Annotated in this window: 3 protein-coding genes; all 3 read left to right on the forward strand. The window is 70.4% G+C overall.

All coding sequences use genetic code 11. The annotated features are described in order from the left end of the window. The first annotated feature begins 10 nt into the window (after nucleotides 1-10). The 3 genes from ACIHA7_RS22610 (at nucleotide 11) to ACIHA7_RS22620 (ending at nucleotide 17,835) form a co-directional block, all read left to right on the forward strand. Nucleotides 11-1,606, forward strand: a complete 1,596-nt coding sequence (locus ACIHA7_RS22610; protein ID WP_397292886.1) for an amidohydrolase — start codon at nucleotides 11-13, stop codon at nucleotides 1,604-1,606. Between the two features lie 332 nt (nucleotides 1,607-1,938). Then, a complete protein-coding gene (gene lnt / locus ACIHA7_RS22615; protein WP_397292889.1) occupies nucleotides 1,939-3,639 on the forward strand; it encodes an apolipoprotein N-acyltransferase in 1,701 nt (566 codons plus the stop codon). Between the two features lie 429 nt (nucleotides 3,640-4,068). Continuing rightward, nucleotides 4,069-17,835, forward strand: a complete 13,767-nt coding sequence (locus ACIHA7_RS22620) for an amino acid adenylation domain-containing protein (protein ID WP_397292893.1) — start codon at nucleotides 4,069-4,071, stop codon at nucleotides 17,833-17,835. The last annotated feature ends 4 nt before the right edge of the window (nucleotides 17,836-17,839 follow it).

Consider the following 17,839-nt stretch of genomic DNA (forward strand, 5'->3'; position numbering starts at 1 on the left):
CTGGTGCCTCGTGCATACCCAGTTGCTGATCGGCGGCCGCTTCTACAGCTCCAGTTCCCCGGACGCGACCGCGATGGCGGTCACCGACGGAACCGTGGTCTGGCTGGGCGCCGAGCAACCGGGCCGCGCACTGCACCCGGACGCGGAGGTCATCGACCTGGACGGCGCGTTCGTGGCGCCTGCCTTCGTCGATCCGCATGTGCACGTCACCGCGCTGGGACTGAAGCTCACCGGACTCGACCTGTCCGCGGCCCGCTCCCTCGAGCACTGCCTGACGCTGCTGCGCGACTTCGCCGCCGCGCACCCCACCGGTGCGATCCTCGGCGACGGCTGGGACGAAACCACCTGGCCGGAGGGGCGACCGCCCACCATCGCGGAGATCGATGCGGCCGCGGGCGCACGACCCGTGTACCTGTCCAGAGTGGACGCGCACTCGGCCGTGGTGTCCTCCGCCTTGCTCGACACCTTGCCGCAGGTCACCGCAGCCGACGGCTTCACCCGCGGCGAGCCGGTGCGGGCTACCGCCCACCACCTCGTGCGCACCGCGGTACTGGCCGAACTCGATCGGGCACAACGAGATCGGGCCAGAACCGCAGCACTGGACCATGCGGCCGCGCACGGCATCGTCGCGGTGCACGAATGCGGGGGACCGGACATCGCGGGCCGCACCGACATTCGCGAACTGCTCGACTTCCAGCACGGTGTGGAAGTGCGGGCGTACTGGGGTGAAGCTGTCGCCGGCGCGGACGAGGCGCGCGCTCTGGTCGCCGAACTCGGTGTGCACGCCCTCGGCGGAGATCTGTTCGTAGACGGTTCTTTCGGATCCCACACCGCCCGGCTGCGTGACCCCTACGCCGACGACCCGGGCACCGGCCGCGCCTACCTCGACGCCGACACCATCACCGCCCACCTGCGCGCCTGCACCGAGGCGGGCATCCAAGCCGGGTTCCACGTGATCGGCGACGCCGCCATGGACGCGATCATCACCGGATTCGACCGTGTGGTCAGCGAATTCGGCGGCCCCGCCGTCGCTGCCCGCGGCCACCGCGTCGAGCACGCCGAACTTCTCGACGCCGACCAGATCGCCAAGCTCGCCTCCTGGGGCGTAATCGCCAGCGTGCAGCCAGGATTCGACGCGGCCTGGGGCGGCACCGACGGCATGTACGCCGCCCGCCTCGGTGTCGAACGCGCCGCCACTCTGAATCCGTTCGCCGCCATGGCCGCCGCGGGCATCTCCCTGGCCATCGGCTCGGACGCCCCTGTCACCGCCCTGGATCCCTGGTCCGCCATCCGCGCCGCGGTCAACCACCGCACCCCCGGCCACGCGCTGTCCCCCCGCGCCGCCTTCGCCGCCGCCACCAGGGGAGCCTGGCGCGCGGGCGGCGTCCGCGACGGCATCGCAGGCACCCTCGTCCCCGGCGCGCCCGCCTCCTACGCGGTATGGGACGCCGACGAACTCGTCGTCGCGGCCGCCGCCGACACCGTCCAACGCTGGTCCACCGATCCCAGATCCCGCGTCCCCGGCCTGCCCTCGCTGGCACCGGACGCGCCGCTGCCGAACTGCCTGCGCACCGTGCACCGCGGAGTCGTCATCCATGAGGCGTGAACGCGCCGTGCCGGTTTCGCCGCCGTGGTGTCGGGCGATTGCCGGGTGCGGGTCCTGCACGAGGCGTGAACGCACCGCGAAGGTTTCGGCGCCGTGGCCTTGTGCCGTCGCCCCGTGGAGTTATGGCATCAAGCGTGAACGCGATGCGATGATGTCCGTGCCGCAGCGTGGGACCCCCACGTCTCGTGGGTCTGGGACGAACCGTGAACTCGCAGCGCTGATCTTGCGGCGGTCGGTGGGAACGACCCCCTCCCGCATGCCCAGGACACCAGACCATCGAGCTGACGCCGCGGGGCTGTCCTCCGGTGCTCCGCGGCGAAAGGTAACCACCCGTGGTGCGTGAACGACTATCGGCCGCGCTGGACCGGTACCCCGTGCTGTGGCGGTCGGTGGCGGCGCTGCTGGCCGGACTGTTGCTGTTCGGCAGCTTTCCGCCCCGACCGTGGTGGTTCCTTGCGCCGCTCGGCATTACGGTGCTCACGTTGACCGTGCGGGGCAGCGGGCGGCTGCGCGGTGGGTTCGGCTACGGGCTGCTGGCCGGCCTCGCGTTCTTCGTACCGCTGTTGCCGTGGACCGGGATCTACGTCGGACCGCTGCCGTGGCTGGCGCTTTCGGCGGTATGCGCGGTGTACATCGGGTTGTTCGGGCTGACGGCGCGGCTTGTGGGCAGCCTGCCGGGCTGGCCGCTGTGGGTGGCGCTGGCGTGGGCGACCGCGGAGTGGGCTCGGTCGAGCTTCCCGTTCGGCGGGTTCCCGTGGGGCCGTTTGGCATTCGGGCAGGCCGACGGATGGTTCCTGTCGCTCGCCTCGCTCGGTGGCGCACCGCTGGTCAGCTTCGCGGTAGCCCTCACCGGAACCAGCGCCGCGGCCTTGATCCTGCGACTGCGACCATCTCGACTTGTCCACCCGCCCACCGAAGTCGGCCAGGGCAGCCGCACACTTTCCGATCTCCCGCACACCGAATCGCATGCGATTCCGGCTTCGGGAAGTCAAAAGGTGTGCGGCGCTACTGCTTCGCGGGCCGGTTTGGTGGCTGCGGTGGTGGGTTTGGTTGTCATGCCTGTGCTGGGGCTGGTGGTTCACGGGGTGCTACCCGACCCGGATCGCGGCGATCGCACCATCACGGTGGCTGCGATCCAGGGCAGCGTCCCGCGCCTGGGACTTGACTTCAACGCACAACGCCGCGCCGTCCTGGACAACCACGTCCGCCGCACGAAAGAACTGGCGCGCGCGGTCGAGGCGGGGCAGGCGAAGCGGCCGGATGTGGTGATCTGGCCGGAGAACTCCTCCGATATCGATCCGCTGCGCAATGCCGACGCCGCGACACTGATCACCGAGGCGTCCGAGCAGATCGGCGCGCCGATCCTGGTCGGCGCGGTGCTGGTGAACGGCGATCGCACCACGACCAACTCGGTGATCGTGTGGAACGGGGTGGCGGGCCCGGGGGAGCGGCACGACAAGAAGATCATCCAGCCGTTCGGCGAGTACCTGCCGATGCGCTCGTTCTTCCGCCTGTTCTCCGAATATGCCGACCGCGCCGGATATTTCGTGCCGGGCCACGGCGACGGCGTTGTGCACGCCGCTGGCATCGATATCGGCGTCGCGACCTGCTACGAGGTCGCCTTCGACCGCGCCTTCGAGGACGCGATGCGCGCGGGCGCCCAGTTGCTCACGGTGCCGACGAACAACGCGACCTTCGGCGACAGTGAGATGACCTACCAGCAGCTGGCCATGTCGCGCATTCGCGCCGTGGAGCACGGCCGCGCCCTTGTTGTCGCGGCAACCTCGGGGGTCAGCGCGATCATCGCCGCGGACGGCAGTGTGCGGCAGGAGACCGCGCAGTTCGTGCCCGCCGCCTTGGTCGCCGATCTACCGTTGCGAACCAGCAACACACTCGCGACTCGCGTCGGTCCCGCACCGGAGGTCGTCTTCGTCGCGCTGACCGCCGCCGCCCTCGTGGCCGCGGTGGTCCGTCGGCGGCGGGCGCGCACGGCGGCTGCCGGACGGAACGAGATCGGACAACCCGTCTCCTGACCGACCCGAATGCAGACCGAACACTCGGTATTTTCTGTGGTAGCTGTAGCCATATTGTGATGTAGCGCATGATTCGCCGAAACCGGTGGGGTACGCGGCCGTTTTCTTGTCGCGTCACGTATCTTCCTGGCCTTTTTCCGAGCCGCATGCCCCAATCGCCCGGTTCGCGAGGATGTAGCTAGTCAAAGTCACGGTGTGCCAACGGCGTTGGATGTGAAACAAATCCAACACGGCGGCAATCCGCCCGTTCCGACGCTCCGAATCATCTGTCGTGGATCCCGTCCATGATCGGCGCCTGCGCGCCTGCCGTGCGGCGGTTGCTCGGGGAGTTGCGTCAACAGAGGCAGAACGGAGTGATTGATGAGTTCATTGGCCACGGACCGCGTCGACCAATGTTCATCCGGCGAATTTTCGGCACAACCGTTCGCTTTGTCGCCGGCGCAAACGGCGCTCTGGTACGCGCAGCGAATCCGCCCGGATGTGCCGTTGACCATCGCCCAGTATGTGGAGATCCACGGTGACCTGGATGTCGGGCGGCTGCTCTACGCGGTCGAGCGCTTCGGTGCCGAGACCCAGGTGGGCCAGGTGCGGCTGCTGGAGATCGATGGCATCCCGCATCAGCGCATCGATACCACCCGGCGTCCGGGCTGGGCCCGGCTCGACCTGCGGGCCGAGGCCGATCCGAAGGCGGCGGCGCTGCGCTGGATGAACGAGCACGCCAGCTCGCCGATCGATCTGGAGCACGATCCGCTCACCACGAATGTGGTGCTGCGGACCGGAGATTCGGACTACATCTGGTACGCGCGTGCCCATCACATCGTGATCGACGGCTACGGCGCGATGAACGCGCTCACCCGCACCGCCGAGATCTACACCGCGGTGGAGAACCACACCGAGCCGGTGGCGTCGCGGGCCACCCCGCTGGTCGAGATGTACGCCGACGAGCTGCGCTACCGGGACTCCAGCCGGTTCCGCGCCGACCGGGACTACTGGCTCGAGCAGCTGGCGGGCGCGGGCGAGCCGATGAGCCTCAGCGGCGCCACCGTCACCGCCGCGGCGCACGACGCGGGCAGGCGCACCGCCACCGGTGTGCTCGACGACCGGTGCCAGTCCGCGATGGACGAGGCGACCGCCGCCTTCGGCACCGCCAACTCGGCGCTGTTCGTCGCCGCCCTGGCCGCGTATGTGCGGTCGGTGACCGGCAATCCGGATGTGGTGCTGAGCCTGCCGGTATCCGCGCGCACCACCGTGTCGCTGCGGCGCTCGGCCGGCGTGGTGTCCAATGTGGTGCCGATCCGGGTGAAGTTCACCGCCGACACCACCGTCGCCGAGGTGGCGAAGGCCTGCGAACTGCAGATCACCGGCGCGTTGAGACATCAGCGCTACCGTCACGACGACATCCGCCGCGACTGCGGTTACTCCCGCGACGCGCGCGGCTTCTTCGGCCCGATGGTCAACATCATGTTGTTCCACAACGAGCTGAAGTTCGGCAGCCTGGTCGGCTCGCTGAACGTGCTGGCCACCGGCCCGGTCGAGGACCTGTCGATCAACCTGTACAACGGTGTCGGCAACCGCATCCACGTCGACTTCGAGGCCAACGCGCGGCTCTACAGCGAGACCGAGGTGGCCACCCACCACGACCGCTACCTCGATTTCCTCACCCGCTTCCTGACCGCCGCGCCGGACACCCGCGCGGAGACGCTCACCGCGATCACCGCGGCCGAACGCAGCCGGGTCCTCTACGACTGGAACGCGACCGAGACCCCGCCGCACCTCGGCACGCTCGCGAGCCTGTTCGCCGAACGGGCCGCGCGCTGCCCCGACGCCGTCGCCCTCGAATTCGGCGACGAGTCGGTGACATACGCCGAACTCGACGATCGCGCCAACCGGCTGGCCCGGCTGCTCATCACCCGCGGCGCGGGCCCCGAGACGGTGGTCGCGCTGTGCCTGCGGCGCAGCATCGAGCTCGTCGTCGGCGTGTACGCGATCGTCAAGGCGGGCGCGGCCTACCTGCCGCTGGACCCCGAGCACCCGGCCGAGCGCGTCGAGCAGATCGTGCGGCAGGCCGCACCCGTCTGCGTGCTCACCGCGGACCGGGACGCGCTGACCCTGTCCGTAAGCAGCCTCGCCATCGACGCGGTCGACCTGTCGTGCTTCGACGGTGCCCCGATCACCGACGCGGACCGCGTCGCCGCTCTGCGGGCCGACCACCTGGCCTACGTCATCTTCACCTCAGGGTCGACCGGAAAACCCAAGGGCGTCGGCGTGACCCACGCGGCGATCGTCAACCGGCTGCGCTGGATGCAGCACGAGTACCCGCTCGACCACACCGACGCGGTATTGCAGAAGACCCCGGCCACTTTCGACGTCTCGGTGTGGGAGTTCTTCTGGCCCTTGCAGATCGGCGCGCGGCTCGTCGTCGCCGAGCACGACGGGCACCGGGACCCCGGCTACCTGGCCCGGCTCATCACCGAAAAGCGCATCACTACAGCGCATTTCGTGCCGTCCATGCTGTCGGTGTTCGTCACCGACACCGATGTGCGCGGCTGCACGGCGCTGCGTCAGGTGTTCTGTAGCGGCGAGGCCCTGCCCGCCGCGACGGTCCGCGACTTCTACGCCGCACTGCGCTCACCCATCGTTGCTTCGCAGCACGCTGCAGCCACTCCCAAGCACCACCCCGCGCTGCACAACCTCTACGGCCCGACCGAAGCCGCGGTCGACGTCACCTACTGGCCCTGCCCGGCCGACCCGGCGAGCGTGCCGATCGGCTCGCCGGTCTGGAACACCCAGACCTACGTACTGGACGCCAGGCTGCGGCCGGTGCCACCCGGCGTCGTCGGCGAGCTGTACCTGGCCGGCGTGCAACTGGCCCGCGGCTACCTCGGCCAGCCACGACTCACCGCCGACCGCTTCGTGGCCAATCCGTTCACCCCGGGTGCCCGGATGTATCGCACCGGCGACCTGGCCCGCTGGCAGCTCTCGGCCGAGCGCCCCGGCGTGCTGGAGTACATGGGCCGCAGCGACTTCCAGGTGAAGATCCGCGGCCTGCGCATCGAGCTCGGCGAGATCGAGGCGGCACTGCTCGCCGACGACCGGGTGGCCAGGGCGGTCTGCGTGGCACATACCGGGCGCAACGGCGACGAACTCGTCGCCTATGTCGTCGCGACCCCGGACGCCGAGGAGTACCGGCCGCCGACCCCGGCCGCCAGCGCCCCGCATCCGGTGTCCCGGATCGACACGGCCGCGCTGCTGACCGCGCTGCGCCGCACCCTGCCCGCGTACATGGTGCCGTCCGCGCTGATGGAGCTCGACGAGCTGCCGCTCAGCGCCAACGGCAAGATCGACCGCAAAGCGCTGCCCGCCCCGGTGCTCGGATCGCGCTCGGCGAGCAGGTCCACCGCCGAGCCACGCACCGAGGTGGAGCGGGTACTCGCCGGCATCTTCGCCGAGGTGCTCGGCACCGACGACTTCGGCGTCGAGGACAGTTTCTTCGACCTCGGCGGCAACTCGCTGATCGCCGCCCGCGCGGTGGCACGGATCAACGCCGCCCTCGGCACCGGACTCACCATCCGCGACCTGTTCGAGGCCTCGACCATCGCCGCGCTCACCGAGTGCTTCGCCACGCACACCACCGACGTCGCCTCGCCGAAACTGGTTGCCGGCGAACGGCCGGACCGGATTCCGCTGTCGCTCGCTCAGCAGCGACTGTGGATCCTGAACCGGTTCGCCGAACACGCCGCGGCATACAACATGCCGCTGGCCGTCCGGATCGAGGGCGCCCTCGACGTCGACGCGCTGCGCGCCGCGCTGATCGACGTGATCGAGCGGCACGAGAGCCTGCGCACCACCTTCCCGGAGGCGGCGGACGGACCGTGCCAGCTGATCCATCCGGCCGCCGAGATCCCGCTCACCCTCGACCCGATCGACGCCACCGGCGCCGACGTCGCGGCGCTGGCCACCGAGTTCGCCGGCTACGGCTTCGATCTGCGCATCCAGGCGCCGATCCGGGTGGCGCTCTACACCACCGGGCCGGACCAGTGGGTGTTTCTGCTTGTGCTGCACCACATCTGCGGCGACGGCTGGTCGATCGCGCCGCTGGCCCGGGATCTGATGACCGCGGTCTCGGCCCGCACCGAGGGCGCCGCGCCGCGGTGGGCACCGCTGCCCGTGCAGTACGCCGACTTCGCGCTGTGGCAGCGCGAACTGCTCGGCAACGAGGCCGATCCGGCCAGTGCGCTCAGTGCCCAACTGACCCACTGGCGTTCGGCCCTGGCCGGACTGCCCGACCAGCTCGACCTGCCACTGGACCGCCCGCGCCCGCTCCGCCGCGCCACCACCGGCGCCAGGGTCGAGTTCACCATCGCCCCGGAAATCCGGCGTGCCGCAGGCGAACTCGCGGCCTCGCGCGGCGTGAGCATGTTCATGGTGTTGCACGCCGCGCTGGCGACGCTGCTCGCGCGGCTGTGCGCTAGCACCGACATCGCCATCGGCACACCGATCGCGGGCCGCTCCGATCCGGCGCTCGACGAGCTGGTCGGCATGTTCGTCAACACGCTGGTGCTGCGCACCGAGGTGGACCCCGCCGCGGGCTTCGACCGCATGCTCGACGTGGTGCGCGAGGCCGACCTCAACGCCTTCGCCAACGCCGACGTGCCGTTCGAGCGGCTGGTCGAGGTCGTCAACCCGGAGCGCTCCGCCGCCAGGCACCCGCTGTTCCAGGTGATGCTGTCCTACGACCGCGCACCGGACCTGCGCGTCGAGCTGTCCGGCCTGCGCGCCGAGGTGCTGCCCATCGTCTCCGACATCGCCAAGTTCGACCTGCAACTGGTGGTGCACGACGACATCTCCGACGGGCCGCTCACCGCCGAATTCGGCTATGCCACCGATATTTTCGACAAGTCGACGGTCGAGTCCTTCGCCCGCCGCTTCGTCGCCGTGCTCAACGCGGTGGTCGCGGCGCCGAGCCTGCCGATCGGTGACCTGACCATCCTGGACCGGCGCGAACTCGCCAACCTGGTGCCGATCGCGGGCTCGCCCGCCGAGCCGTTCAGCACGCTCGCCCAGCTGCTCACCGACACCGCCGAGCGGCTGCCCGACGCGGTGGCGGTGCGCTACCTCGGCACCGACACCACCTACCGCGAGCTCGACGAGGCGTCGAACACGCTGGCGCGCGCCCTGATCGAGCACGGCGCCGGGCCCGAGGTGGTCGTCGCGATCGCGCTGCCGCGCGGCGTGGACGCCATCACCGCGGTGTGGGCCGTCGCGAAAACCGGTGCGGCCTATGTGCCGATCGATCCGGGCTACCCCGGCGAGCGGATCGCGCACATGATCAGCGACTCCGGCGCCATGCTCGGCCTGACCGACGCGAAATGCCTTGCGGCCATGCCCGAATGGCCCGCGCCGCGCGGTAAGCACCGCAAGCACTCGGTCGACTGGCTGGTGCTCGGCTCCGCGGAGCTGGCCGAGGAATCCCTGAACTACACCAGCGCGCCGATCACCGACGCCGATCGGCACCTCCCGCTGTGCACGGTGCATCCGGCCTACCTGATCTACACCTCGGGCTCGACCGGCACGCCGAAGGCGGTGGTGATCACCCACGCCGGGCTCGCCTCGCTGGCGCACGAGCAGAGGCATCTGTTCGGCGTCTCGGATTCGGCACGGACACTGCACTTCTCCTCGCCGAGCTTCGACGCGTCGGTGCTGGAGCTGCTGCTCGGGTTCGCCGCGGGCGCGACCATCGTCGTCGCCCCGGCCGACCTGTACGGCGGCAGCGAGCTCGCCGCGTTCCTGCGAGCGGAGCGGGTCACCCACGCCTTCATCACCCCCGCCGCGCTGGCCACCGTGCCCACCGAGGGGCTCGACGAGCTCGAGGCGGTCATCGTCGGCGGTGAGGCCTGCGCCGAGGAACTGGTGCAGACGTGGTCGGTCGAGCACCGCATGCACAACATGTACGGGCCGTCCGAGGCGACCGTCGCGGCCACCGCGACCGGGCCGCTGGTGCCGGGCCGTCCGGTGCCGCTGGGTAGGCCGATCCGCGGCATGCGGTTGTTCGTGCTGGACGGCCGCCTGCACCCGGTGCCACCGGGGACGCCGGGCGAGCTGTACCTGTCCGGCCCCGGCCTGGCGCGCGGCTACCACGGCCGCTACAGCCTGACCGCGCAGCGCTTCCCGGCCAACCCGCACGGCAGGCGGGGCGAGCGCATGTACCGCACCGGTGACCTGGTGGTCGTCGAGCCGGGTGGGCAGCTGCGCTTCCTCGGTCGCGCCGACGACCAGATCAAGATCCGCGGCTTCCGCATCGAGCTGCGCGAGATCGACCATGTGCTGCGCGCCCGTCCAGGGGTGAGCTTCGCGCTCACCGTGGTGCACACCGACGAGCAGGGTCAGCCGCGGCTCGCGTCGTACGTGACCGCGGACGAGCCGGTGACGGCGGCGGAGGTGATCGAGACCGCGCGCCAGCGGTTGCCCGGATACATGGTGCCCGCCTCGGTCACCGTGCTGGACGAGCTGCCGGTCACCCCGGCGGGCAAGCTGGACCGAAAAGCGCTCCCCGAACCCGTTTTCGCCGCGCTCGGCTCGTCCCGCGCGCCGAGCACGGAGTTGGAGTTGCGCGTCGCGGCGGTGTTCGGTGACATTCTCGGCCGCCCGGTCACCGGCGCGGAGGACAGTTTCTTCGATGTCGGCGGCAACTCGCTGCTGGCCACCCGACTGGCCGCGGCACTGCACGCGGAGTTCGACGTCGACCTGCCGGTGCGGGCGATCTTCGAGGCGCCGACCGTCGCCGGTGTCGCCGAGCGGCTCACGGAAGCGCCCCGGACGCAGCGGTTGGCGCTGGCTGTGCAGACCACGCGTCCGGGACGCATCCCATTGTCGCTGCCGCAGCAGCGACTGTGGTTCCTCAATCGATATTCTCCCGAATCGAGCGCATATAACATCGCTTTCGTTATCCGAATCTCCGGTGATCTGGATGTGCCCGCGCTGCGTGCGGCGCTCACCGACCTGGTGGAGCGGCACGAGGTGCTGCGCACGGTGTTCCCGGAAGACAACGGTGGGGCACACCAGTCGGTGCTGCCGACCGCTCGCGCGCTGCCGACGGTCGAGCCGATCGACACCGACGACGCGGGCGCGGTGGCCGCGTTGCGCACCCTCGCGCACACCGGCTTCGATCTGATCCGCGACACCCCGCTGCGAACGACGTTGCTGCGCACCGGCGCCGAGCGTTACCTGCTCGGCATCGTGGTGCATCACATCGCCGCCGACGGCTGGTCGCTCGGCCCACTGACCAGGGATTTGGCGGCCGCCTACGTTGCCAGGCACGAGGGCTCCGCGCCGGGGTGGGCGCCACTTCCGGTGCAGTACGCGGACTTCGGGCTGTGGCAGCGCGCCTGCCTCGGCGACGAGAACGATCCGGGCAGCCTCGCGGGCAACCAGCTCGAATACTGGCGGACCGCGCTCGCCGAGCTGCCCGCCGAACTGCCGCTGCCCTACGACCGCCCGCGGCCCGCGGAGCCGACCCAGCAGGCGGGTGCGGTGAAATTCACCGTGCCGGAACCGGTTCAGCGCGCCCTCGCCGAACTGGGCAGGGATCAGGGCGTCAGCATGTTCATGGTGCTGCGCTCGGCGCTCGCGGTGCTGCTTCGCGCGGTGACCGGCGGCCGTGACATCGTGATCGGCACCCCGGTCGCCGGGCGCACCGACACCAAACTCGACGAGTTGGTCGGCATGTTCGTGAACACGCTGGTATTGCGCTCCGACGTCGACCCGGATCGCACCTTCGCGGGCCTGCTGCGCGCCGATCGGGACACCGAGCTGGCCGCGATGGCGCACGCCGACATTCCGTTCGAGCGCATCGTGGAGGAGTTGGGCGGCGAGGCACGCAGTTCCGGGCGGCACCCGCTGTTCCAGGTGGCACTGAGCGTGCAGGACGGACCCGTCCCGACGCTGGAGTTGCCCGGTCTGGCATTGCGCGCCGAGGAACTCGACATCGCGCTGGCCAAGTTCGACCTGGAGCTGCGGGTCGCCCACATCGGCTGCGACGCGGGGCCGGGCGAACCCGGTCAGGCCTTCGAATTCGTCTACGCCGCAGAGCTGTTCGACGAAGCGACGATCCACACGCTGGCCGACCGATTCCTGCGGGTGCTCGCGGCGGTCACCGCCGACCCGCGAGTGCTGGTGCGCGACATCGACACGCGCACCGAGCGCGAACGGCGCCTGTTCGCCCCGGCCACCGGCGGCGCGACCATGCCCCAGTGCACGCTGCCCGCGTACTTCACGGCCACCGCGCACATGCACCCGCACCGCACCGCCCTGCGTTCGGGCACCACCACGCTGACCTACGCCGAGGTGGACCGCCGCTCGAACCGGTTGGCGCGCGCCCTCATCGCGCGCGACATCGGCTCGGGCGATCGGGTCGCGCTCGGGCTCACCCGCTCGATCGAGTCGGTGCTCACGGTGCTCGCGGTGGTCAAGACCGGTGCCGCGTTCGTGCCGGTCGACCCCACCTACCCGACGGACCGGATCCGGCACATGCTCACCGACGCGGGCTGCTGGGTCGGTGTCACCGTCGCCGCACACGCCGAGCAGCTGCGGGCGGCCGCGGCGGACGGCCCGGTGACCGACTGGGTGCTGCTGGACGATCCCGATTTCGCCGCGGAACTGGACGGTCACGACGACGCGCTGGTCGACGACCTCGACCGGTTGTGCACCATCGAGGTGGACGATCTGGCCTACCTGATCTACACCTCCGGTTCTACCGGAAAGCCCAAGGGCGTCGCGGTCACCCACGCCGGGCTGTCCAATTTCGCGGACGAGCTGCGCGACCGGATGCGGGTCGATCGCGAGTCGCGCACGCTGCACTTCGCCTCGCCCAGCTTCGACGCGGCGGTGCTGGAGCTGCTGCTGGCCATCGGATCCGGTGCCGGCATGGTGATCTGTCCGCCGGATATCTACGGCGGCGACGAACTCGGCGCGTTGCTGGAGCGGGAGCGGATCACCCACGCTTTCATCACTCCGGCCGCGTTGTCCACCGTCGATCACGACCGATGGCCGCTGCCGCACCTGCGCTCGCTGATGGTCGGCGGCGAAGCGTGTGCACCCGACCTGGTGGCGCGGTGGGCGCCGAATCGGCACCTGCACAACGTGTATGGGCCGACCGAGACGACGATCGTCATCACCATTTCCGAGCCGCTGGCGGTGGATCGGCCCATCACCATCGGTACGCCGGTGCGCGGGGCTCTCGCGCTGGTCCTCGACGAGCGGCTGCGCCCGGTGCCGGTGGGCGTGCCCGGCGAGCTCTACCTCGCCGGTTATGGCGTGGCCCGCGGCTATTACGACCGATTCGGGCTTACCGCAGCTCGTTTCGTCGCCGCCCCGTTCGGTCCGGCCGGCGCGCGGATGTACCGCACCGGTGACGTGGTGCGCTGGAACAACGCGGGCGAGCTGTGCTACCTCGGCCGCAGCGACCATCAGGTGAAGGTGCGCGGTTTCCGGATCGAGCTCGGCGAGATCACCGCCGCGCTCGGTGAGCATCCCGGCGTGCGGTTCGCGCACACCGAGGTGCGGCAGATCGCGGGCGTGGATCGGATCGTGTCGTTCGTGCAGCCCTCCGACGAGCACGCAGGTGTGGATGTGGAGGCGGTGCGCGCCCATGTGGGCGCGCTGTTGCCGTCGCACATGGTGCCCGCGAGTATCACTGTGCTGGACAAGATCCCGTTGACGCCGGTGGGCAAGCTCGATACCGCCGCGCTGCCCGAGCCGAGGCTCGTCGCGGACGCCGTGGGGCGTGCGCCGGAGACGGCGTCGGAGCTGCTGGTCGCCGAGGTGATGGCGGAGCTGGTCGGCGTCGAGGCGGTGCGGGCCGACGACAGCTTCTTCGACATCGGCGGAAACTCGCTGCTGGCAACGCAACTTGTCGCCCGGCTGGCCGCGGCGACGAATATCAGGCTCGAGGTGCGCACGGTGTTCGCGGCGCCACGGGTGGCGGAGCTGGCGGCACTGCTCGACTCCGGCCCCGGCGGAGCGCAGGCGCACCCGGCCCTGGTGCGTCGCCATCGTCCCGAACGGATTCCGCTGTCGGCCGCGCAGCGTCGGCTGTGGTTCCTGAACCGGTTCAACGGATCCGGCGAGGCGGCCGAGCAGACGGCGGGCGCGTACAACGTGCCGGTCGTGCTCAGGATGAACGGCAAGCTCGACGTGGACGCGCTGGTGATGGCGCTGCACGCGGTGCAGGCCAGGCACGAGACGCTGCGCACCGTGTTCCCCGAGACCAACGGCGAACCGGCCCAGCAGGTGCTCGACCTGGCCGCCGCCGCGATCACGCTGTTCGTCGCGACGGTCACCCCGGGCGAGGTCGACGACGCGGTACGGCGCTTCGCCGCACCGGGATTCGATCTGGCGGGCATGGTGCCGCTGCGGGCCGCGTTGATCTCGGTCTCGCCGCACGGTGACACGGGCGTGCAGAATCCGGCCGAGGTGTCCGACGAGCACGTGCTCGTGCTGGTGGTGCACCACATCGCGATGGACGGCTGGTCGCTCGAGCCGCTGGCGCTCGACGTGGCGACCGCCTACCGGGCGGCCTGCGCGGGCCGCACGCCCGAGTGGACCGACCTCGCGGTGCAGTACGCGGATTACACACTGTGGCAACAGGATGCGCTCGGCGCCGAGCACGACCCCGGCTCGGTGCTGAGCCGCCAGCTCGACTACTGGCGGCGCACCCTGGACGGCAGCCCCGAGCTGCTCACCGTGCCCGCGGACCGGCGGCGCCCACCCGTGCCGTCCTACCGCGGCGGGCTGGTCGAGTGCGCGATCGACGCCGATCTGCATCGGGCCTTGCGGACCGTGGCGACCAGCAACAACGTCAGCATGTTCATGGTGCTGCACGCCGCGCTCGCGGTGCTGCTGCACCGGATGACGGCGGGCGACGACATCACCGTCGGCACACCCATCGCCGGGCGCGGCCACCCCGCGCTGGACCGGCTGATCGGCATGTTCGTCAATACGCTGGTGCTGCGCACCCGGATCGATCCGGACGCCAGGTTCACCGATCTGCTGCACACCGTCCGCGACACCGATCTCGACGCGTTCGCGCACGCCGACGTGCCGTTCGAGCGGCTGGTCGAGGTGCTGAATCCGGCCAGGTCCCAGGCGCATCACCCGCTGTTCCAGGTGATGCTCTCGGTGCAGAACCAGCCCGTGCGCGGGCTCGACCTGCCCGATCTGCGGATCGAGGTGGCCGATGTGGACACCGGTGTCGCGAAGTTCGACCTGCAGTTCACCCTCACCGAAACGCAGACGCCGGAACGGGATCCGGCGGGCATCACGCTGTCGGTGAACTACGCGAGCGATCTGTTCGACGAGCAGACCGCGCTGCGGCTCGGCAAGCGGCTCACCAGGCTGCTCGCCGCCGTCGCCGCGAATCCGACTACCGCCGTCGGTGATCTGGAGCTGCTCGATCCCGCCGAATGGTCCGGGCTCGCCCCGGTGCGCGGGGCGGAGCCGGACCGTCCGATCACCTTCCCCGAGGTGTTCGCGGCGGCGGCGAATGTCGACCGCAAGGCGATCGCGTTGCGTGCCGAGGACACTCAGGTGAGCTACGACGCCCTCGACCGGTGGACGAACCGGTTGGCGCGGGTGCTCATCCGGCAGGGCGTCGGCCCCGAAACGCTGGTGGCGCTGGGTATTCCACGGTCGGTCGAGTCGGTGGCCACAGTGCTCGCGGTGGCCAAGGCCGGCGCCGCGTTCGTGCCCGTCGACCCGCTGTACCCGGCGCACCGGATCGAGCACATGCTGTCGGATTCCGGTGCGGCACTGGGTATCACCCTCGGCGGCTACCGCGACGAGCTGCCCGGCGGTGTGGCGTGGATCGTGCTGGACGACGCGCACTTCCGCGGCGTCGTGCTCGACACCTCGGACGCGCCGATCACCGCGGCGGAACGCACCGCGCCGCTGCGGATGGACAATCCGGCGTACGTGATCTACACCTCCGGCTCCACCGGCACGCCGAAGGGCGTGGTGGTCACCCACGGTGGTCTGTCCAATTTCGCCGCCGAGACCGCGCAGCGGTTCGAGGTCCAACCCGGTTGTCGCGTACTGCATTTCGCGACGCCGAGCTTCGACGCGGCGATGCTGGATCTGCTGTTCGCGCTCGGCGGCGCGGCCACGCTGGTGATCACACCGCCCGGTGTGGTCGGCGGGGAAGACCTGGCCAGGGTGTTCATCGAGGAAGCGATCACCCACGCGTTCATCACCACCTCGGCGCTGGGCACGGTGGACCCGACCGGGGTCACCGAGTTGCGGCACGTGCTGGTCGGCGGCGAGGCGCTGCCGCCGGACCTGGTGACCCGGTGGGCGCCGAACCGCAACCTGTACAACGTGTACGGGCCCACCGAGACGACCATCGTCACGGTGATCGGGCAGCCGTTGACGCCGGGCGGTCCGATCACCATCGGCGGTCCGATCCGCGGGGTCAACGCGACCATCCTGGACCCGCGGCTGCACCCCGCGCCGGTCGGCGTCACCGGTGAGCTGCATCTGGCCGGTGCCGCGCTGGCGCGTGGCTACCTGAATCGGCCGGGGCTCACGGCCCAACGGTTCGTCGCGAATCCGTACGGCAAGCCGGGGGAGCGGATGTATCGGACCGGCGATCTCGTGCGCTGGTGCGCCGGGCAGACCTCGCTGTCGGCGGGGCGCAGCACGGGCTCAGGCCGGGAGATCGAGTACGTCGGCCGCACCGATCACCAGGTCAAGATTCGCGGGTTCCGGATCGAACTCGGCGAGATCGACGCGGCGCTGGCTCGGCACGGTGCGGTGGAGTTCGCCACCACCATCGGGCATCGCACGCAGGCGGGCACCACCGCGCTGGTGTCGTATGTCAAGGCGCGCAACGGTGTCGAGGTGACGGCGGCCGAGCTCACCGAGCACGTCGCGGGGCTGGTGCCGAATTACATGGTGCCGCAGTCGATCATGCTGCTCGGCGAGGTGCCGCTCAACCCGGTCGGCAAACTGGACCGAAAAGCGTTGCCGGAACCGGTGTTCACCGCCACCGAGGGGTATCGGGCACCGGCAACGCCGACGGAGGTCGCGCTGTGCGCGGCGTTCGCGGCGGTGCTCGGGTTGGAAGTGGTCGGCGCCGACGACGGGTTCTTCGAGCTCGGCGGCAACTCGCTGCTCGCCACCAAAGTTGTCGCGCAGGTGCGGGCGAACGGTCTGGATCTGCCGGTGCAGCTGATGTTCGGCGAGGCGACACCGGCGGCCATCGCCGAACGTCTCGACGGTTCGGGCGCGGGTATCGCGGCGGCGCTCGGGCCGGTGCTGCCGATTCGGCCCACCGGTGCCGCGGCACCGCTGTTCTGCATCCACCCCGCGATCGGGCTGGCCTGGTGCTACTCGGGGTTGCTCGCGCACCTCGGGCCGGACCGTCCGGTGTACGGGTTGCAGGCGCCGCACGTCGCGGGCGAGGACGGGTTCGCCTCGATCACCGAGGCCGCCGGACAGTATGTGGCGCATATCAAGTCGATCCAGCCGACCGGGCCGTACCACCTGCTCGGTTGGTCGCTCGGCGGCCTCATCGCGCACGAGGTGGCGGTGCGGTTGCAGGAGTCCGGCGACCAGGTCGCGCTGCTGTCGATGATGGACAGCTACCGGCTCTCCGACGCCTGGCTCGAACACGCGATCCCCAGCGTGGCCGAGATCATCGAGGAGTTCGGCAGCGATCAGCTCGACACCCCGATCGATCCGGCGATGAACCTGCGCGACGCGGCGGAGCTGCTGCGGGCGCGGCCGGGACCGTTCGCGGCGCTCACCGTCGAACACCTGGAACGGCTCTACGCCGGATACACCAACGGCACGCTGCTCGCGCACGGTTTCCGGCCGCGCGTCTTCGACGGCGATCTGTTGTTCTTCACCGCCGCCGCGGACGAGATCAACCGGGCCGACCCGGAGCGCCGCGCGATCGCCTGGCAGCCGTTCGTCACCGGCGACATCCACGACCACGAACTCCCGTGCAGGCACTCCGCGATGACCGCACCCGAATCGCTCGCCGCGATCGGCCCGGTGCTGCGGCGCAGGCTGGACGGCGAGCCCGAGCACCCGTCCGCCAACGGGTCGCATCCGGTCAACGGGGACGCGAAACGGAGCAAGAACGGCTCACGATCCGAGAAACCTGCCATCGGGATCCGAAAGAAGGAGAAGCAAAGGTGAGTAG

The organism is Nocardia sp. NPDC052316, from assembly GCF_044547795.1.
Taxonomy (GTDB): domain Bacteria; phylum Actinomycetota; class Actinomycetes; order Mycobacteriales; family Mycobacteriaceae; genus Nocardia.